Here is a 15,608-nt window from a genome sequence, read left to right as displayed (position 1 = left end):
CCTAGCTCCCGGGGTCGCTGATAGGCTTCGGCAAGCACGTTTACACGCATGTGAAGCTCACACAAGGGGGTGACCCTCGTTGCCACGAATGTCCGTCGACCAGCGCCGCGCCGCGCTCATCGAAGCCGCCTACCGCGTGATCGCCGATCACGGTGTCGAGGGCGCGACCACCCGGCGCATCTGCGCGCACGCCAAAATGCCACTGGCGAGTTTCCACTACGCCTTCGACAGTCGCACCGCCCTGCTGTGTGCCGTCATGGACACCGCGGTGCCGTCGGGCACCCACCAGATGCTCGACGCGATCCTGCCGATGGTCTCCGGTGACCACGGCGCCGGCCTCGAAGCGATGCGCAAGACCACCCAAGACAACTTCGAGGCCTTCTACGCCCTCCTCAAGACCGACCCCGGACGGATGCAGGCGACCCTCTCCCTCGGCATCTACGCCCACAACCACGCCGAACTCCAGGAAGTCGGTAAGCGAATGTTCGAGCGCCTCTACGAGGTCGCCGCCCGAGGGATGGAGATCGCCGCCGACCGAGCCGGTGTGCGCTGGTCCGAACCCGTCTCCGAGCTCAGCCCGGTCATCATCGCCGCCACCAACACGATCACGCTGACCTATCTGAGCACCGCCGACGATATGGTCGTCGCCAAGATCATCGAGGCCGTGGTGAATGCGCTCATGAGCTACGTCGTCGAGGACTGACCGCCATCACCCGGGATCACGTGTGGCCACGATCTGGTTTGTTGCGCAACTGATTACAGAACGCAACGGTGGATCGGGCCGCGCACTCTGAGCACGTCGGCCCGATCCACCGCAATCGGTCTGAATGAATGACTACTTCTGCTCGGGCAGTACGTGTTCGCCGGTCTTGTCGCACGACAACGCGAGCGAGGAGATGTACTGCTTCTCCCCGTTCGGGCCGGGCACCGCCGAGGCGATCATGTCCGGGCGCTCGAAATCGATGCCGGTGACGCAACAGGTCAGACGCGTGTCGGTCGGGTTGCCGTGATCGTCGTACATCGGGAGGTCGATGCCGTCGTCGGTGCGGCGCAGGTAGTACTTGCCCTTGGTCGCGACCGCGAGGATCGGCGGCAGGACGAGGGCCAGCACCAGCGCCACGAGCGGCGAGTACGGCTGGATCGTGTCGCCGAAGACATGGAAGTACACCAGGATCGACGCGCCGGCGGCCACGATGACCGAGACGAAGCCGACCGGGTTGATGCTGTAGAGCATGCCGCGCCGGAACTCCGGCTCCTTCGGCGAGATCCCCAGCAGGTACTTGTTGATCGCGATGTCGGAGGCGACGGCGACGATCCAGGCGATACCGCAGTTGGCGTAGAAGTTCAGCAGGTTGTTGAGGAAGCTGAACATGTCGGCCTCCATCAGCACGATGGCGATGGCGACGTTGAACACCAGGAACACCAGGCGGCCCGGATAGGTCTTGGTGACACGCGTGAAGCTGTTGGTCCACGCCAGTGACCCGGAGTAGGCGTTGGTGACGTTGATCTTGATCTGGCTGATCACCACCAGGATCACCGCGAGCGTCAGCGCCAGCCAGTGCGGCAGGAAGTCCTGGTAGATCTCCACGAACTGATGCACAGGCTGGTTGGCGATCCCCGCGTTGTCGATGGAGATGCCGATGAGGTAGACCGCCAGGAACAGACCGACAATCTGCTTGACCGCACCGAAGAAGACCCACCCCGGACCGGCGGTGAGCGTCGCGACCCACCACTTCCGTGAGTTCTCCGGGGTCCGCGGCGGCATGAATCGCAAGTAGTCGATCTGCTCGGCGATCTGCGCGATCAACGACAGGCACACGCCCGCGGCGAGCATGCTTCCGGCGAAACTCACCCCCTGGTTCAACGGTTCACCGGTCGCGGTGTCGACGCCGCTGAACGCGAAGAAGTCACCGATCGCCGACGGGTGACTGATCACCAGGTAGGCAAACGGCAGCACCATCATGACCAGCCACAACGGCGTGGTCCACACCTGCAGTTTCGCCAGCGTGTTCATGCCGTAGATGACCAACGGGATGATCAGCACCGACGAGGTCAGATAGCCCAGCCACAGCGGTATGTGCAATCCGAGTTCGAGGCCCTGCGCCATGATCGAGCCCTCGAGGGCGAAGAAGATGAACGTGAATGACGCAAAGATCACGTTGGTCAGCACCGAGCCGTAATAGCCGAATCCGCTTCCGCGCGTGATGAGGTCGAGGTCGATGTTGTAGCGCGCCGCGTAGTACGCCAGCGGATAGCCCGTCAAGACGATCACGATCGCGAAGAAGCCGATACCGATCAGCGCGTTGCCGGTGCCGTTGGCGATGCCGATGTTGGCACCGATCGCGAAATCGGCGAGGTAGGCGATGCCGCCGAGGGCCGAGATGGCGACGACGCCGGGACCCCACTTGCGGTAACTGCGTGGAGCAAACCGGAGTGTGTAGTCCTCGAGTGTCTCCCGCGCCATCGCGGCCTGCGCACCGGTCGCGATGATGCTGTGTTCGGCGTTCTCGATCTCACCGACACCCTCCGCGACCTGCTCTAGGTCGTGGAGATTGTGATGGTGATGTCCACTGTCGTCGGTCATCAAGCCTCCCGAGAATAGTCACTGTCCGGCGAGAAGGCTAAGAGTGCTACGTTTCGGGGGTGTGTGATGTTGATGTTCCCCGCGTTAAGGCCGAATCGTCTGCATCCCAACAATAATCGGTCATTTCGCCCACAACCGGCGGGCCGGTGGAATCGAACCGCCGTCACGAACCGGCAAATCGCGGTGCGCGCTTCTCCTCCCGGGCCGCACGCCCCTCGGCCAGGTCGTCACTCTCCCAGGCCCGCATCATGGCCTCGACGTGTGCCGCTGCGGGTTCGTCACGGGCCCCGTCGCCGTTGAGCACCATCTTGTAGTGCTGCAGCGTCAGCGGCGCGAGGTCGGCGATGGTGGCCGCCCAGTGTTGCGCGTCGGCGAGATCGCCGATGCGGTTGGCGAATCCGAGCGCGTGGGCACGATCGGCGGTCAGCGGATCGCATCCGATCAGCATGCCGCGCGCCTGCCCGGAGCCGACCAGCGAGACCAGCCGCCGGATCGTCCACTCGTCCACGGCCACACCGAGTTTCGCAGCAGGTATGGACGCGATGGCATCCGGCGCCATGACCCGCAGGTCGGCCGCCATGGCCAGCTGCAAACCGCCGCCGAGCGCGGACCCGTTGAGCGCGGCGATCACCGGCACGGGGGTCTCCTCGATCTGCCGCATCGTCGCGACGAGCGCCTCGAGGAAGCCGGGGTCATAGACCGGCCCGGACAGGTCGGCGCCCGCACAGAAGACCGAACCGCGACCCGTCAACACGACGGCCCGCGCCCCGGAGTCCACCACCGCGGCGAACGCATCCGCCAAACCGGAGAGCATCTGCTCGTCGAGGGCGTTGCGTTTGTCGGCCCGGTCGAGTTCGATCGTGACCACGGCGCCGTCTGTAGTTGAGTGGATCATGTGGCGAAGCCTACCGAGATGGGAGACTGTGCAGTCGTGGATGCCCCTCGGTCCGACTGTGACGTCCTGGTGATCGGCGGCGGCCAGGCCGGGTTGTCGGCGGCCTACTTCCTGCAGCGATTCTCCCTCGGTGACCGCTATCAACTACTCGATCACGCGCCCGGTCCCGGCGGCGCCTGGCAGTTCCGGTGGCCCACGCTGACCCTCGACGGCACCAACCACGTCCACGACCTGCCCGAGTACGGACTGGTCGAGGCGCTCGGCCACGACTCCGGAGTGGTCGCTGCCGCGAGTGCGGTGCCCGAGTACTTCGGCAAGTACGAGAAGCGCTTCGGCCTGCGGGTGCACCGCCCGGTCGATGTCACCGCGGTCTCCTACGCCGGCGACGGGTTCGCGGCGCGACTCGGCGACGGTACGACCGTGACGACCCGCACGATCATCAATGCGACCGGCACCTGGGAGCGGCCGTTCGTCCCTCACGTCCCCGGCATCGCCGACTTCCGGGGCCGGCAGCTGCACACCCGCGACTACCTCGGCCCCGGCGAATTCGCCGGTCAACGGGTGCTGGTGGTGGGTGCGGGCATCTCGGCAGTGCAGCTGCTCATCGAGATCGCCAGACGCGCAAAGGATGTGCAGACGTTCTGGTGCTCCCGTACCCGACCGGTGTTCGACCCGCAGCCGTTCGACCCCGAGAAGGGACGGGCGGCGGTCGCACGGGTGGAGGACCGTGTCCGGGCCGGGCTGCCGCCGACGTCGGTGGTGTCGGTGACGGGTCTGGCGCTCACCCCGACGATCGCGGCCGCAATGGACGACGGCATCCTCGAGTGGCGACCGATGTTCACCCGAATCACCGAGAACGGTGTGTGCTGGGACTGCGGTCTCGACGGACCCGGCACCACGACGCTCGATGTCGACGTCATCTTCTGGAACACCGGATTCCGCAGCGCCATCGATCATCTCGCGCCGCTGCGGCTACGCGGCCCGGGCGGCGGGATCACCATGACCGGACGGCTCGCGACGACCGTCGCCGCCGATGAGCGGGTGCAGCTCATCGGCTACGGGCCATCTGCGTCCACGATCGGCGCCAACCGTGCCGGCCGCGAGGCCGCCCGGAACGTCGCGGAGCTCTTGAAGGGTAGCGCTTGACAGCATTGGCGGATTTCCCAACACTCGGAGAAGTGAGTGCCGCGACGAGCGCCCCGTTGATCATCGACGGTCTCCACAAGCGCTACGGCGATGTGGTCGCCCTACAGGACATGAGCTTTCAGGTCGAACCGGGTGAGATCTTCGGTTTCGTGGGCAGCAACGGCGCCGGCAAATCGACGACGATGCGCATCATCCTCGGTGTTCTGGCTGCCGATGCCGGCCGGGTGAGTCTCGGCGACCATCGGATCGACTTGCAGACCCGCCGGCGGATCGGGTACATGCCCGAGGAGCGCGGCCTGTACCCGCGGATGAAGGTCGGCGAACAGTTGGTGTTCCTGGCCCGCTTACACGGGATGAGCCCGCAGGCAGCGCACGACAGCATGCACCGCTGGACAGCACGGCTCGGGGTAGAGGAACGCATCTCATCGAACGTGGAGGACCTGAGCCTCGGCAACCAGCAACGGGTGCAGCTCGCCGCGGCGCTCATCCACGACCCCACGGTGCTGGTCCTCGACGAGCCCTTCGCCGGCCTCGACCCCGTCGCCGTCGACGTCATGAGCGAAGTTCTGAGAGAGAAGGCGGTCGAGGGCATCCCAGTGATCTTCTCCTCGCATCAGCTCGCGCTCGTGGAGAGTCTGTGCGATCGCGTCGGGATCGTCGTGCGCGGGCAGATGCGCGCGCTCGGAGGTGTCGACGAATTGCGCTCCCGCAACGGTGTGACGCTGGAGGTCGTCGGCCCGCCCGCGGACACCCGGTGGGCTGAGGGACTCACCGGTGTGCTGGCCGTTGACCACCACGCCGAAACCGCCGCCACGGAGTTGCTCATCGATCCCGCCATCGCCGACGACCAGGCCATTCTGGCCGCCGCGCTGCGGGTCGGGCCGGTGCACCGATTCGCGACGTCGGCACCCTCGCTGACCGAGCTGTTCCGAGAGGTCGTGACGACATGAACTCCCCCGCCCCCGAGGCGACCGCGGCGCGGGCGATCTGGCTGGTGGCCGAACGGGAGGTCGTCACCCGCGCGAAAACCAGATCGTTTCTGATCAGCACCGGACTGTTGATGGTGGTCATCATTGTCGGCGCGATCGTGTTGGCGGCGCTGACCGGCGGCAGCAGTGTCACCCGTGTCGGTGTGGTCGGAGCCGACGCCACGCTCTCGCAGACCATCGAGACGGTCGGCGCCGCGACCGGCACCTCGGTGACGGTCGTGACCATCGCGTCGGCCGACGACGCCCGCGCACAGATCGCCAACGGTGACCTGGCGGCGGCGCTGGTTCCCGGTACGTCAGCGGACAGCTATGTCGCGATCGCCAAGAACGGACTCGACCCGACCCTCGAGGGCGTGCTGCGTTCATCGGTCGAGCAGGTGGCGGTGTCGCGGGCACTGGTCGCACAGGGGGTCGATCCAGCGACGCTGCCGCACGCGCAGATCACCGTAGAAAGCACCACACCTGTCAAACCCGATGAGACACAACGCATCGTCATCGCCGTGGTCGGCACCGTCGTGCTGGTCACGGCGATCATCATGGGTGGTTCGATGGTGTCGGTCGGTGTCGTCGAGGAGAAGACCTCGCGGGTGGTGGAGCTGTTGTTGTCGACTATCAAACCGCTGCATCTGTTGTGGGGCAAGATCATCGGCATCGGCGCCATCGCGCTGGCACAGGTGTTGTTACTCGGTGCGACCGCGATCATCGCCGGCAAGGTCACCGGGTTGCTGACCATTCCCGGGGCCGCTGTCGGCATGTTCGCCGCGGTCATCGCCTGGTTCCTCCTCGGCTTCCTGTTCTTCGCGACGCTGTACGCGGCGACCGGGGCGCTCGTGTCGCGTCAGGAGGAACTCGGCGCCAGCTCGGCACCGCTCAGCATCTTGGCGGCGGCAGTGATGTACGCGGGGATCTTCGGTGTCCAGGCACTGGACTCCCGGTTCGTCGAAGTACTCACGTGGATTCCGCCGTTCAGTGCCTCGCTGATGCCGATCCGGATCGCCACCGGCGACACCTACGCGATGCAGGTGATCGGAACGTTCGCGTTGATGGTCGCGGCGTGTGCGGGCGCGACCTGGCTTGCCGCCCGCATCTACCAGCGCTCCATCCTGCGGACCGGCACGCGGATGAGATGGTCAGAAGCGTTGCGGTTGGTGCGCTGAGCGGCCGACCCCGGTGCAGCGCTACAGCGCCCGATACCGGCGCAGCGCCTCTTCGCGCTCGGTCTTGTGATCGATGATCGGCGCCGGGTAGGCGTCCGTGTCGATCTCGGGCACCCAGCGCCGCACGTAGCTGCCGTCGGGGTCGAATTTCTCGGCCTGCGCGGTCGGGTTGAACACCCGGAAGTACGGCGCCGCATCGGTTCCGGTGCCCGCAGCCCACTGCCAGCCATGCTGATTGGACGCCACGTCACCGTCGACAAGCTGGTCGAGGAACCACCGCGCTCCCCACCACCACGGCAGGTGGAGGTCCTTGACCAGGAACGACGCGGTGATCATCCGGACGCGGTTGTGCATGAAGCCGGTCTCGGCGAGTTGCCGCATCCCCGCGTCGACGATCGGGAAGCCGGTGCGACCGGTCTTCCACGCCTCGAAACGCCTCCGGGCCGCGTCATCGGTGTCGAGCTCGATGTCGTCGAACTGCCGATTCCAGTTGTGCCACAGGCTGTCCGGCCAGTGGTGCAGCACGTGGGCGTAGAAGTCGCGGAAGGCGAGTTCGCGGAGGTAGGCCTGGGCACCGGGTGATCCGTCCAGGTCGGCGGCCATCGTCCGGGGGTGGATGTTGCCGAACTTCAGATAGGCCGACATCCGGCTGCTGCCATCGCGATCGGGCCGATCACGATCGGTGGCGTACTTGTCGAGGCCGTCGCCGACGAACTCGGCCCAGCGCTGCCGGGCCGCGTCCTCGCCGGCGCGGATCGGGACCTTGGCGCGGGCGGCCGGCACCCGGATCCGACCGGATCGTCGTAGGTCGGTGGGGTCGACGAGATCTGCGGTCGACAGCGTCGACGAGGCCGGGGCACGCCATCCGTGCTCACGCCACCGCCGGAAAAAGGGGGTGAACACCCGGTAGGGTTCGCCGTCGCCCTTGGTGATGCGTCCCGGCGACACGAGATACGGAGAACCGGTGGCGCGCAACGGGATGTCGCCGAGCGCGGCGGCGACCTCTGCGTCGCGGAGTCGGCCGAACGGCGAGAAATCCGCACTCACGTGCACGGAGACGGCGTCGGCGGCGTTCGCCAGCCGCGGGATCTCGGATTCGGGGCGGCCACGCACCACCAGCAACCGACCGGCGAGTTTTTCGTCGAGCTCACGCAGCGACTCGTACAGAAAGCTCAATCGTCGTGGGCCCGACGACCTCTCGAGCCGCGGATCCGCAACAAAACACACCAGCACGCCGTCGGCATCGGCCTGCGCCCGGGACAGCAGCGGGAGATCGCTCAGGCGCAGGTCACGCCGGAGCCAGACAAGCGCGGGTGCCGTCTGCTACCCCACACCCAGCAGGTCGATGACGAACACCAGGGTCTTGCCCGACAGCCGATGTCCGGCACCGGCCGGTCCGTAGGCCAGCTGCGGCGGCACGGTCAGCTGACGGCGCCCGCCCACCTTCATGCCGGGGATGCCTTCCTGCCAGCCGGGAATGAGCCGGTTGAGCGGGAAGTTGGCCGACTGCCCACGATCCCACGAGGAGTCGAACTCCTCGCCGGTGTCGTATTCGACGCCGACGTAGTGCACGTCGACCATCCCACCGCGCTGCGCCTGGTCACCGTCGCCGACGATGAGGTCCTTGATCTCCAGTTCGGTGGGAGCTGGACCTTCGGGAAACTCGACTTCGGGCTTGTCGGCACTGGTCAACGGGACTCTCCTTTGAGTCGTCGGTCGATGTCAGACTACGATCGGGCGTCAGCGCTTGCTGAGGTCGACGTAGTCGCGTTCGGTGTAGCCGGTGTACAGCTGACGCGGGCGGCCGATCTTGGTGGTCGGGTCCTCGTGCATCTCGCGCCAGTGCGCGATCCAACCGGGCAGTCGTCCGAGGGCGAACAGCACGGTGAACATGCGCGTCGGGAAGCCCATCGCCCGGTAGATCACGCCGGTGTAGAAGTCGACGTTCGGGTACAGGCGGCGGGAGACGAAGTAGTCGTCGCTGAGGGCGACCTCCTCGAGGCCCTTCGCGATGTCGAGTAGATCGTCCTGCACGCCAAGCGATTCCAGGATGGTGTCGGCGGTCTTCTTGACGATCGCGGCACGCGGATCGTAGTTCTTGTAGACGCGGTGACCGAAGCCCATCAGCTTCACACCGTCTTCTTTGTTCTTGACCTTGTTCATGAAGGCCTTGGTGTCGCCGCCGGAGTTCTTGATGTCGTCGAGCATCTCGAGCACCGCCTGGTTGGCGCCACCGTGCAGCGGCCCCCAGAGTGCGTTGATGCCGCCGGAGATCGAGGTGAACAGGTTCGCCTGTGACGACCCGACGAGACGCACCGTCGAGGTGGAGCAGTTCTGCTCGTGGTCGGCATGCAGGATGAACAGCATGTCGAGGGCCTTGGCGACCTCGGGGTTGACCTCGTAGGGCTCGGCCGGGAACCCGAAGGTCATCCGCAGGAAGTTCTCGACCAGCGTGAGCGAATTGTCGGGGTAGAGGAACGGCTGTCCGACCGACTTCTTGTAGGCGTAGGCCGCGATCGTCGGCAGCTTGGCCAGCAGACGGATGGTCGACAGTTCCACCTGCTCGTCGTCCTTGGGGTCGAGCGAGTCCTGGTAGTACGCCGAGAGCGCGTTGACCGCACTGGACAGCACCGGCATCGGGTGCGCGTTGCGCGGGAAGCCGTCGAAGAACCGCTTCAGATCCTCGTGCAGCAGCGTGTGCCGACGGACCTTGTCGGTGAATTCGTCGAGCTGGGTCGGAGTCGGCAGCTCGCCGTAGATCAGCAGGTAGCTGACCTCGATGAAGGTCGACTTCTCCGCGAGCTGCTCGATCGGGATGCCCCGGTAGCGCAGGATGCCGGCGTCACCGTCGATGTAGGTGATGGCGGACTTGGTCGATGCCGTGTTGACGAACCCGCCGTCGAAGGTGGTCAGTCCCGTTTCGGCCAGGAACTTGCCCAGACCGACGGAATCGGAGCCTTCGGTGGCCTTCAGGATCGGGAGCTCCAGCTGACCACCGGGGTAGTTGAATGTCGCTGAGGCAGTATCGGATGTTTGGTCAGCTGGGACTGTTTCAGCAGACACACGAACCCCTTTACTCAGGTCGGAGTTGTTCACATTTGGACCCAGGTAAGGATCCTGTCAGTAAACAACCTAGTCGCTTATCAGCTCGCTCGCCCACGGAGGGTCCGCCCCCGGCCGCGACACCGTGATCGCAGCGACCTGACCTGCGAATTCGACGGTTGCCGTCCACTGTTCCCGCGACAGCCGGGCGACCGCCGCCGGCGCCAACGCCCCGATCCGGTCGAGGTGACGGAGCACACCGCCCAGCACGCTGTCGCCGGCCCCGATGGTGTCGACAACCGGCGTCGTGACCGCCGGCACCACACTCGAGAAGTCTGCGGTGTCGACGGTGATGCCGTCGGGGCCCGCGGTTCTGATGACCGCGGTGACTCCCGCTGCCAGCCAGTCGGCGACCGTGCTGCCGTCCGGCCCGATACTGAGCCACTCAGCGTCCTCGTCGGAGAGTTTGACGATGTCGACGGCGTCCATCCAGGACGCGAAACGACGACGATAAGCGTCGTGGTCGGCGATGACCGACGGGCGGATGTTGGGGTCCAGGGCCACCAGCCGGCCCTCGTCATGGCATCGTCGCAGCACCGACTCGTAGACCGTCGCGCCGGGTTCCAGCACCAGTGACAGCGTGCCGAAACACACCGCCGACACGGTCGGCGCGAATGGCCCGGGGTCGCCGACGAGCCGGTCAGCGGTGCCCTCGATGTAGAACGAGTAGTGCGCCGCGCCGTCGGCGCCGATCAGCGCCAAGGCCAGCGATGTCGGCTCCGGGCGACGCTGGACCAGCGTGGTCCCCACGCCGCTCGCCTGCAGCGCAGCGATGATCGCGTCCCCGTAGGTGTCGGTGGACACCGCAGTACACATCGACACCGCGCCGCCGAGGCGCCCAAGCGTCACCGCGACGTTGAACGGGCCGCCGCCGAGGGCCGGCTGTAGCGGCGGCAGGCGGCCCGCGGTCACCGTCGTCGACGATGCCTGCACCACGTCCACAAGCGCCTCGCCGCACACCACGATCTCGCGCATCGCCACCTCCTCCGGCGATCATCCTGCCACCGCGGTTCGCCGGTATTGCGTGATTCGGCACCGCCACCCGTTACAGGTGCACGAGTAAGTTCGGGTTATGCGAGAGTTGCCCGCCGGAGCCGACGCGGTACTGCTCGACTTCGCAACGGATTCGGCCCCCGCTGCCGCGGTCTCCGAGGCCGCCGCCGCGGTGTGGCGCGCCGTCGAGGCGGGCGCGCTTCCCCACGTGACCGACGTGATCGCGAGCGCGCACACACTGCTCGTGCAGGCCGAACACGGCCGCGGAATCGACATCCTCGGTATCCATCGCGCGTTGCGCGCGGGGCGGCTCGCGCTCGAGGACGCGCCCGCCGACGACAGCGCCGACGTGGTCAGCATCCCGGTCGTCTACGACGGCCCGGATCTGGCGGATGTCGCCGCGCTGCTGGGCGTCGACGAGGACCATGTCGTCGGCATCCATCAGGAGACCGTGTGGCGGGTGCAGTTCATGGGTTTCGCACCGGGTTTCGGCTATCTCGTCCCGCACGATGACCCCGACCACATGTTCCGGGAGATCGGTCGCCGCGCGGAGTCGCGCACCCGGGTCCCGGTCGGCGCGGTGGCGATCGCGGCCGGTTACAGCGCCGTCTATCCGCGGGAGAGCCCCGGCGGGTGGCACCTGTTGGGACACACCGTGACGACCGTATGGGACGAACGGTCCGATCCCCCTGCGCTTCTCGAGCCCGGTCGGCTCGTGCGTTTCATCCCCGCCGATCCCGGGCCGGATCCGTCATGAGGTCGATCACCATCATCGAGCCCGGTCCGCTCGCCACCGTCCAGGATCTGGGGCGTCCCGGATACGCGCACCTCGGGGTGCCGCACTCCGGCGGCGCGGACCGGTCGTCGTTGCGGCTGGCCAACCGGCTCGTGGGGAACCCCGAATCCGCCGCGGTCATCGAGACCACGTTGGGCCGCTTGCGGATTCGCGCCCACGGCACACTGCTGATCGCGGTGACGGGCGCGTCGGCAGAGGTGCGTGTCGACGACCGACCGGTCGGCGCCCATGCCGCGCTCACCCTGCGCAGCGGGGACGAGCTGTCCCTCGACGTGCCGACGTCGGGGTGCCGCAACTACGTCGCGGTCCGCGGCGGTATCGACATCGCACCGGTGCTGGGTTCCCGGTCGACCGACACCCTCTCCGGCCTCGGCCCCGAGCCTTTGCGCGTCGGCACCGACCTGCCGGTGGGCCGGCTCGGCGCGCCGTGGCCGGTGGTCACCACCGCGCCGGTGGACACCGCCGAACAGAGCGTCGTCGTGCTCTACGCCGCCACCGGTCCGCGTCACGGACACCTGGAGATTCCCGAGGACCTTATCCGCGGGGTGTGGGTGGTGAGCCCGCAGAGCAACCGCGTCGGGGTTCGGCTGGACCGCCCGTCCGAGGCCGACGATGCGCTCGTCGTCCACCGCTCCGACGTCGAGGAGTTGGCGTCGGAGGGCATTCCGCACGGGGCGGTGCAGATCCCGCCGAGCGGGCGCCCGGTGATCTTCCTCGCCGACCACCCCGTCACCGGCGGCTATCCAGTCGTCGCGGTGCTCACGCCGCGAGCCATCGACCACGCCGCCCAACTCGTCGCAGGCCGGCCGGTGCGGTTCCGACTTCGCTGACCGGACCCACCCGCGCGACCCGGATTCCCCGCCGACCTCGATTACTGACAACGCCCGTTGACACCTCGAGTGAGACGAATCTAGTATTTCGTCTCATGACCGAGGTTCTGGAGAACCCAGACGAGGTGGCGACCACCGCACCGAACGACCACACGACACCCCGATCCGACGATTACCCACCCCTCGGACCCGACTCGCTGACCTGGCAGATCTGGGGCACATGGACGGGGATGTTCCAGGGCCTGTGGGCCGGTTCGATGCAGAACATGCATCCGAAACTCGGTGCGGCCGTGTGGGAGCACTCCGACTTCTTCGGTGAGCGCTGGCAGCGCTTGATGCGTTCGCTCTACCCCATCAGCGGGGTCGTGTTCGACACCATCTCCACGGGCACCACCACCGGCCACGAGGTCCGCGACTACCACCGGAACATCAAGGGCCGCATGGAGGATGGGTCGCGGTACCACGCGCTGGACCCCGATGTCTTCTACTGGGCGCACGCCACGTTCTGGTACGGCAACGTCCGGCTCTGCGAACGTTTCGGACCCTGGCTCACCGAGGACCAGAAACGGCAGCTGTTCGAGGAGTCCAAGACCTGGTACGCGATGTACGGGGTCTCGATGCGCCCGGTCCCCGACACCTACGAGGACTTCCTCGAGTACTGGGACCACATGTGCCGCAACGTCCTTCGAGACCATCTCGCGGTACGGGCGGTGCTCGACATCGAGCAGCTCCCACCCCCGCCGTTCCTGCGGTTCATCCCGAAGCCGATCTGGTTCCGCTTCATGGCACCGACCAACCAGCGCTTCTTCACCTGGTTGACCACCGGCTTCTACGACGAACCCGTCCGCGAGATACTGGGGCTGCCCTGGAGCGAACGGGATGAACGACGATTCCGCCTGTTGGGCCGAGGTGTCAACCTGGTGATGCACCGCCTGACACCGAAACGCTACCTGCGCCACCCACGTCCCCGCGACGCCTGGGACCGCGTGGACGGCCGCGTCGCCATGGACGCACCGTTGGTCCAGACGCCCAAGCGCAATCTTCCCCCGGAAGCCGAGCGCGACAACCCGATGCACTACTGCCCCGTCCACGCCGCACGTCGAGCCACCTACCCCGGCGCCGTCAGCTCCGAATAGGCACCGAGACACTCCTCCCCCGATGATCGAGCAGGCCCCGAGGCGCCAGCCGAGGAGCCTCCCCCGCTGATCGAGAAGGCCCCGAGGCGCCAGCCGAGGAGCCGTATCGAGATCACCCCACCCAGGCCCATTCCCGCTGATCGAGTAGGCCCCGAGGCGCCAGCCGAGGAGCCGTATCGAGATCACCCTATCGCCCGACGAAAAGACCCGAGCGCCTACTGCTGCCCGATCCGTTGCCTCCTGGTGAGCAAGCGTGAGCGTGCTCTGTTCCATTAGGCAGCCTCGCCTTGCGGTGAGGCGCTTCCATTGCTGGATTCAGGTTTCGCAGCCACCGGCGCCGCCGGGGCGGTCGTCTTACGGTCGGCTCCACCAGTATCGAAGCACGCACTGTGCTCCGCCCGCGCCATGCGCGCGAGGTTGATCGCGGCGTTGAGATCACGATCGATCTGCAACCCGCAGTCGTTGTTGTCGCAGACGTAGAGGCGTTCTGCCAGGCTCAGTTTGGTTTTCACGCAGCCGCAGCCAGAACACGTCTTCGAACTCGGGTACCACCGGTCAGCCTGCACACGCACCGACTTGTACCAGCGGGTTTTGTAGTCGAGCTGGCGGGACAATTCACCCAGTCCGGCATCGGCTATGGAACGGTTCAGCCCTTTCTTGCCGGTACCGCCCGCGGCCATCATGTTCTTCACCGCAAGGGTCTCGGTACCGATCACCTCGAACGACTGCGCCAACTCGGTGGTCAGCTTGTGCAGTCGGTCGCGACGCAGATTGCCCACCCGCACATGTTGTTTCGCGATGGCCTGCTGCGTGCGTAGCCATCCGGCCGATGGTTCGCGCCGGGTCTTGGTCGCCGTGTCCCACCGACCGTGCTGGCGGGCCGCCTTACGCGCCAGCGCCCGCAACTTCGCCGAGGCGTGCGCGAACTCTCGCGAAGCGCGCACCCGCAGAACCTCTCGGCCTTCCGGGGTGGCCGCGACCACCAGGTCGTTCACGCCGACATCGACACCGACCACCGACGCGACCCGCTTGACGTGGGCGGGGCGTTGCGGCGCGCGTTGCACGACGCAGGTGAAGCTCACCAGCCAGCGGCCGCGTGCGAACCGCACGGTCGCCTTGAGTACCCGCGCGGTGGCGTGTTCGAGTCGTCGGGCGAGTTTGCGGGTCGACTCGTGCACCCGCACCGTCCCCACCCGAGGCAGAGTCACGTGATGACGGTCGGCCTCGACTCTGATCGTGCCGGTGGTGAACGCGAACTTCTTGGTCGAGCGCTTGGACTTGAACGACGGAAACCCGACCCGAGGACCTTGACGCCTGCCTGTGCGGGAGTCGTCCCAATTCTTCAACCCTGCCGCGAGGTTCTGACAGGCGTTCGCATACACCTCCTTGGAGTTCTCACCCCACCACGGCGTCCCGTCCTCACGCACCGCCACCTGGTGTTTGCGGTGGTTGAAGTCGTTACGCAGCGACTGGAACGACCACGACATCCGCGGCGTGAGATCCTCGGTGGCGATCCCGTAGGAGCGTTCGGCGTCGCGTTGGGACAGATTGGCTGTCACCGCGGCCAGCATCGTGTTGTACGCGAACCTCGCCCCGCCCGCGTGTGACTCCAACACCGGGCTCTGCGCCGGCGTCGGGTCCAGGGCGTACTGGTAGGCCTGCACCACCCACCCGTCGGGAACCGTGAACTTCTCGGCCATCACCGCACCCCGGTATCGGAGTGCCTGGTGGCGGTGACCGCCCGCAACGCGCGGTTGCGCGCACCGCGGCGCCCGTAGCGGCGGGCACACATCGAGGTCAGGACCTCGATCCTGTCCCGCACCAGATCGTCCTCGGTCTCGCCCTCGTCGGTCACCACGATCCGCCGCCCCTGCGCCGACAGGGCCGCCTCCACAAGCTCGACACCACAACGGGCCAACCGATCACGATGCTCCACAACCACCACACTGGCAGACGGGTCCGACAACACCCGACGAATCC

General features: G+C 66.7%; 14 protein-coding genes and 1 pseudogene. 7 read left to right on the top strand and 8 right to left on the bottom strand.

Features of this window, described 5'->3' with window-relative positions:
* The first annotated feature begins 88 nt into the window (after positions 1-88).
* On the top strand, positions 89-703 hold the full coding sequence (locus GORHZ_RS25255) for a TetR/AcrR family transcriptional regulator (RefSeq protein WP_040533445.1): 615 nt from the start codon (positions 89-91) through the stop codon (positions 701-703).
* A gap of 132 nt (positions 704-835) precedes the next feature.
* Here the strand turns inward: GORHZ_RS25255 and GORHZ_RS25250 are convergent, their stop codons facing one another.
* A complete protein-coding gene (locus GORHZ_RS25250; RefSeq protein ID WP_006338147.1) occupies positions 836-2,584 on the bottom strand; it encodes a purine-cytosine permease family protein in 1,749 nt (582 codons plus the stop codon).
* 163 nt (positions 2,585-2,747) lie between these two features.
* Positions 2,748-3,479, bottom strand: coding sequence for an enoyl-CoA hydratase (locus GORHZ_RS25245; RefSeq protein ID WP_040533443.1), 732 nt, complete (start codon positions 3,477-3,479; stop codon positions 2,748-2,750).
* 18 nt (positions 3,480-3,497) lie between these two features.
* Between GORHZ_RS25245 and GORHZ_RS25240 the strand changes: the two genes are divergently transcribed.
* The 3 genes from GORHZ_RS25240 (at position 3,498) to GORHZ_RS25230 (ending at position 6,771) form a co-directional block, all read left to right on the top strand.
* The gene (locus GORHZ_RS25240) at positions 3,498-4,625 is read left to right on the top strand and encodes an FAD-dependent oxidoreductase (RefSeq protein WP_040533458.1); all 1,128 of its coding nucleotides are present in this window, start codon (positions 3,498-3,500) and stop codon (positions 4,623-4,625) included.
* Positions 4,626-4,735: 110 nt separating this feature from the next.
* The gene (locus GORHZ_RS25235; RefSeq protein ID WP_083877437.1) at positions 4,736-5,575 is read left to right on the top strand and encodes an ABC transporter ATP-binding protein; all 840 of its coding nucleotides are present in this window, start codon (positions 4,736-4,738) and stop codon (positions 5,573-5,575) included.
* Complete coding sequence (locus tag GORHZ_RS25230) at positions 5,572-6,771, top strand: ABC transporter permease (protein WP_006338142.1); 1,200 nt, start codon at positions 5,572-5,574, stop codon at positions 6,769-6,771. The genes GORHZ_RS25235 and GORHZ_RS25230 overlap by 4 nt, the downstream gene beginning before the upstream one ends.
* 21 nt (positions 6,772-6,792) lie before the next feature.
* Here GORHZ_RS25230 and GORHZ_RS25225 read toward each other — a convergent pair.
* From GORHZ_RS25225 to GORHZ_RS25210, 4 genes and pseudogenes are all read right to left on the bottom strand, one after another.
* Positions 6,793-8,070 (bottom strand): annotated as a pseudogene (locus GORHZ_RS25225) (cryptochrome/photolyase family protein); the annotation flags it as partial.
* Between the two features lie 24 nt (positions 8,071-8,094).
* Complete coding sequence (locus GORHZ_RS25220; protein WP_006338139.1) at positions 8,095-8,463, bottom strand: FKBP-type peptidyl-prolyl cis-trans isomerase; 369 nt, start codon at positions 8,461-8,463, stop codon at positions 8,095-8,097.
* Between the two features lie 48 nt (positions 8,464-8,511).
* Positions 8,512-9,834, bottom strand: a complete 1,323-nt coding sequence (locus GORHZ_RS25215) for a citrate synthase (RefSeq protein WP_006338138.1) — start codon at positions 9,832-9,834, stop codon at positions 8,512-8,514.
* Positions 9,835-9,903: 69 nt separating this feature from the next.
* Positions 9,904-10,848: a carbohydrate kinase family protein gene (locus GORHZ_RS25210; RefSeq protein WP_006338137.1), complete on the bottom strand. Its 945-nt coding sequence runs from the start codon at positions 10,846-10,848 to the stop codon at positions 9,904-9,906.
* 97 nt (positions 10,849-10,945) lie between these two features.
* Here GORHZ_RS25210 and GORHZ_RS25205 point away from each other — a divergent pair, with 97 nt between their 5' ends.
* The 3 genes from GORHZ_RS25205 to GORHZ_RS25195 all read left to right on the top strand — a co-directional run bounded on the left by GORHZ_RS25205 (position 10,946) and on the right by GORHZ_RS25195 (position 13,628).
* On the top strand, positions 10,946-11,623 hold the full coding sequence (locus tag GORHZ_RS25205; RefSeq protein ID WP_006338136.1) for a 5-oxoprolinase subunit B family protein: 678 nt from the start codon (positions 10,946-10,948) through the stop codon (positions 11,621-11,623).
* Entirely contained in the window at positions 11,620-12,492 is an 873-nt protein-coding gene (locus GORHZ_RS25200) for a 5-oxoprolinase subunit C family protein (RefSeq protein WP_006338135.1), read from the top strand. The genes GORHZ_RS25205 and GORHZ_RS25200 overlap by 4 nt, the downstream gene beginning before the upstream one ends.
* A 95-nt stretch (positions 12,493-12,587) precedes the next feature.
* Positions 12,588-13,628, top strand: coding sequence for an oxygenase MpaB family protein (locus GORHZ_RS25195; RefSeq protein ID WP_006338134.1), 1,041 nt, complete (start codon positions 12,588-12,590; stop codon positions 13,626-13,628).
* A gap of 272 nt (positions 13,629-13,900) precedes the next feature.
* Here the strand turns inward: GORHZ_RS25195 and tnpB are convergent, their stop codons facing one another.
* Positions 13,901-15,328, bottom strand: coding sequence for an IS607 family element RNA-guided endonuclease TnpB (gene tnpB / locus GORHZ_RS25190; RefSeq protein WP_006338133.1), 1,428 nt, complete (start codon positions 15,326-15,328; stop codon positions 13,901-13,903).
* On the bottom strand, positions 15,328-15,608 hold a 281-nt coding region (locus GORHZ_RS25185; RefSeq protein WP_006338132.1), incomplete at its 5' end, for a recombinase family protein. The genes tnpB and GORHZ_RS25185, both read right to left, overlap by 1 nt.

The sequence above is a fragment of the Gordonia rhizosphera NBRC 16068 genome (assembly GCF_000298195.1).
Lineage (GTDB): Bacteria > Actinomycetota > Actinomycetes > Mycobacteriales > Mycobacteriaceae > Gordonia > Gordonia rhizosphera.
This window is presented reverse-complemented; position numbering and strand designations above follow the sequence as displayed.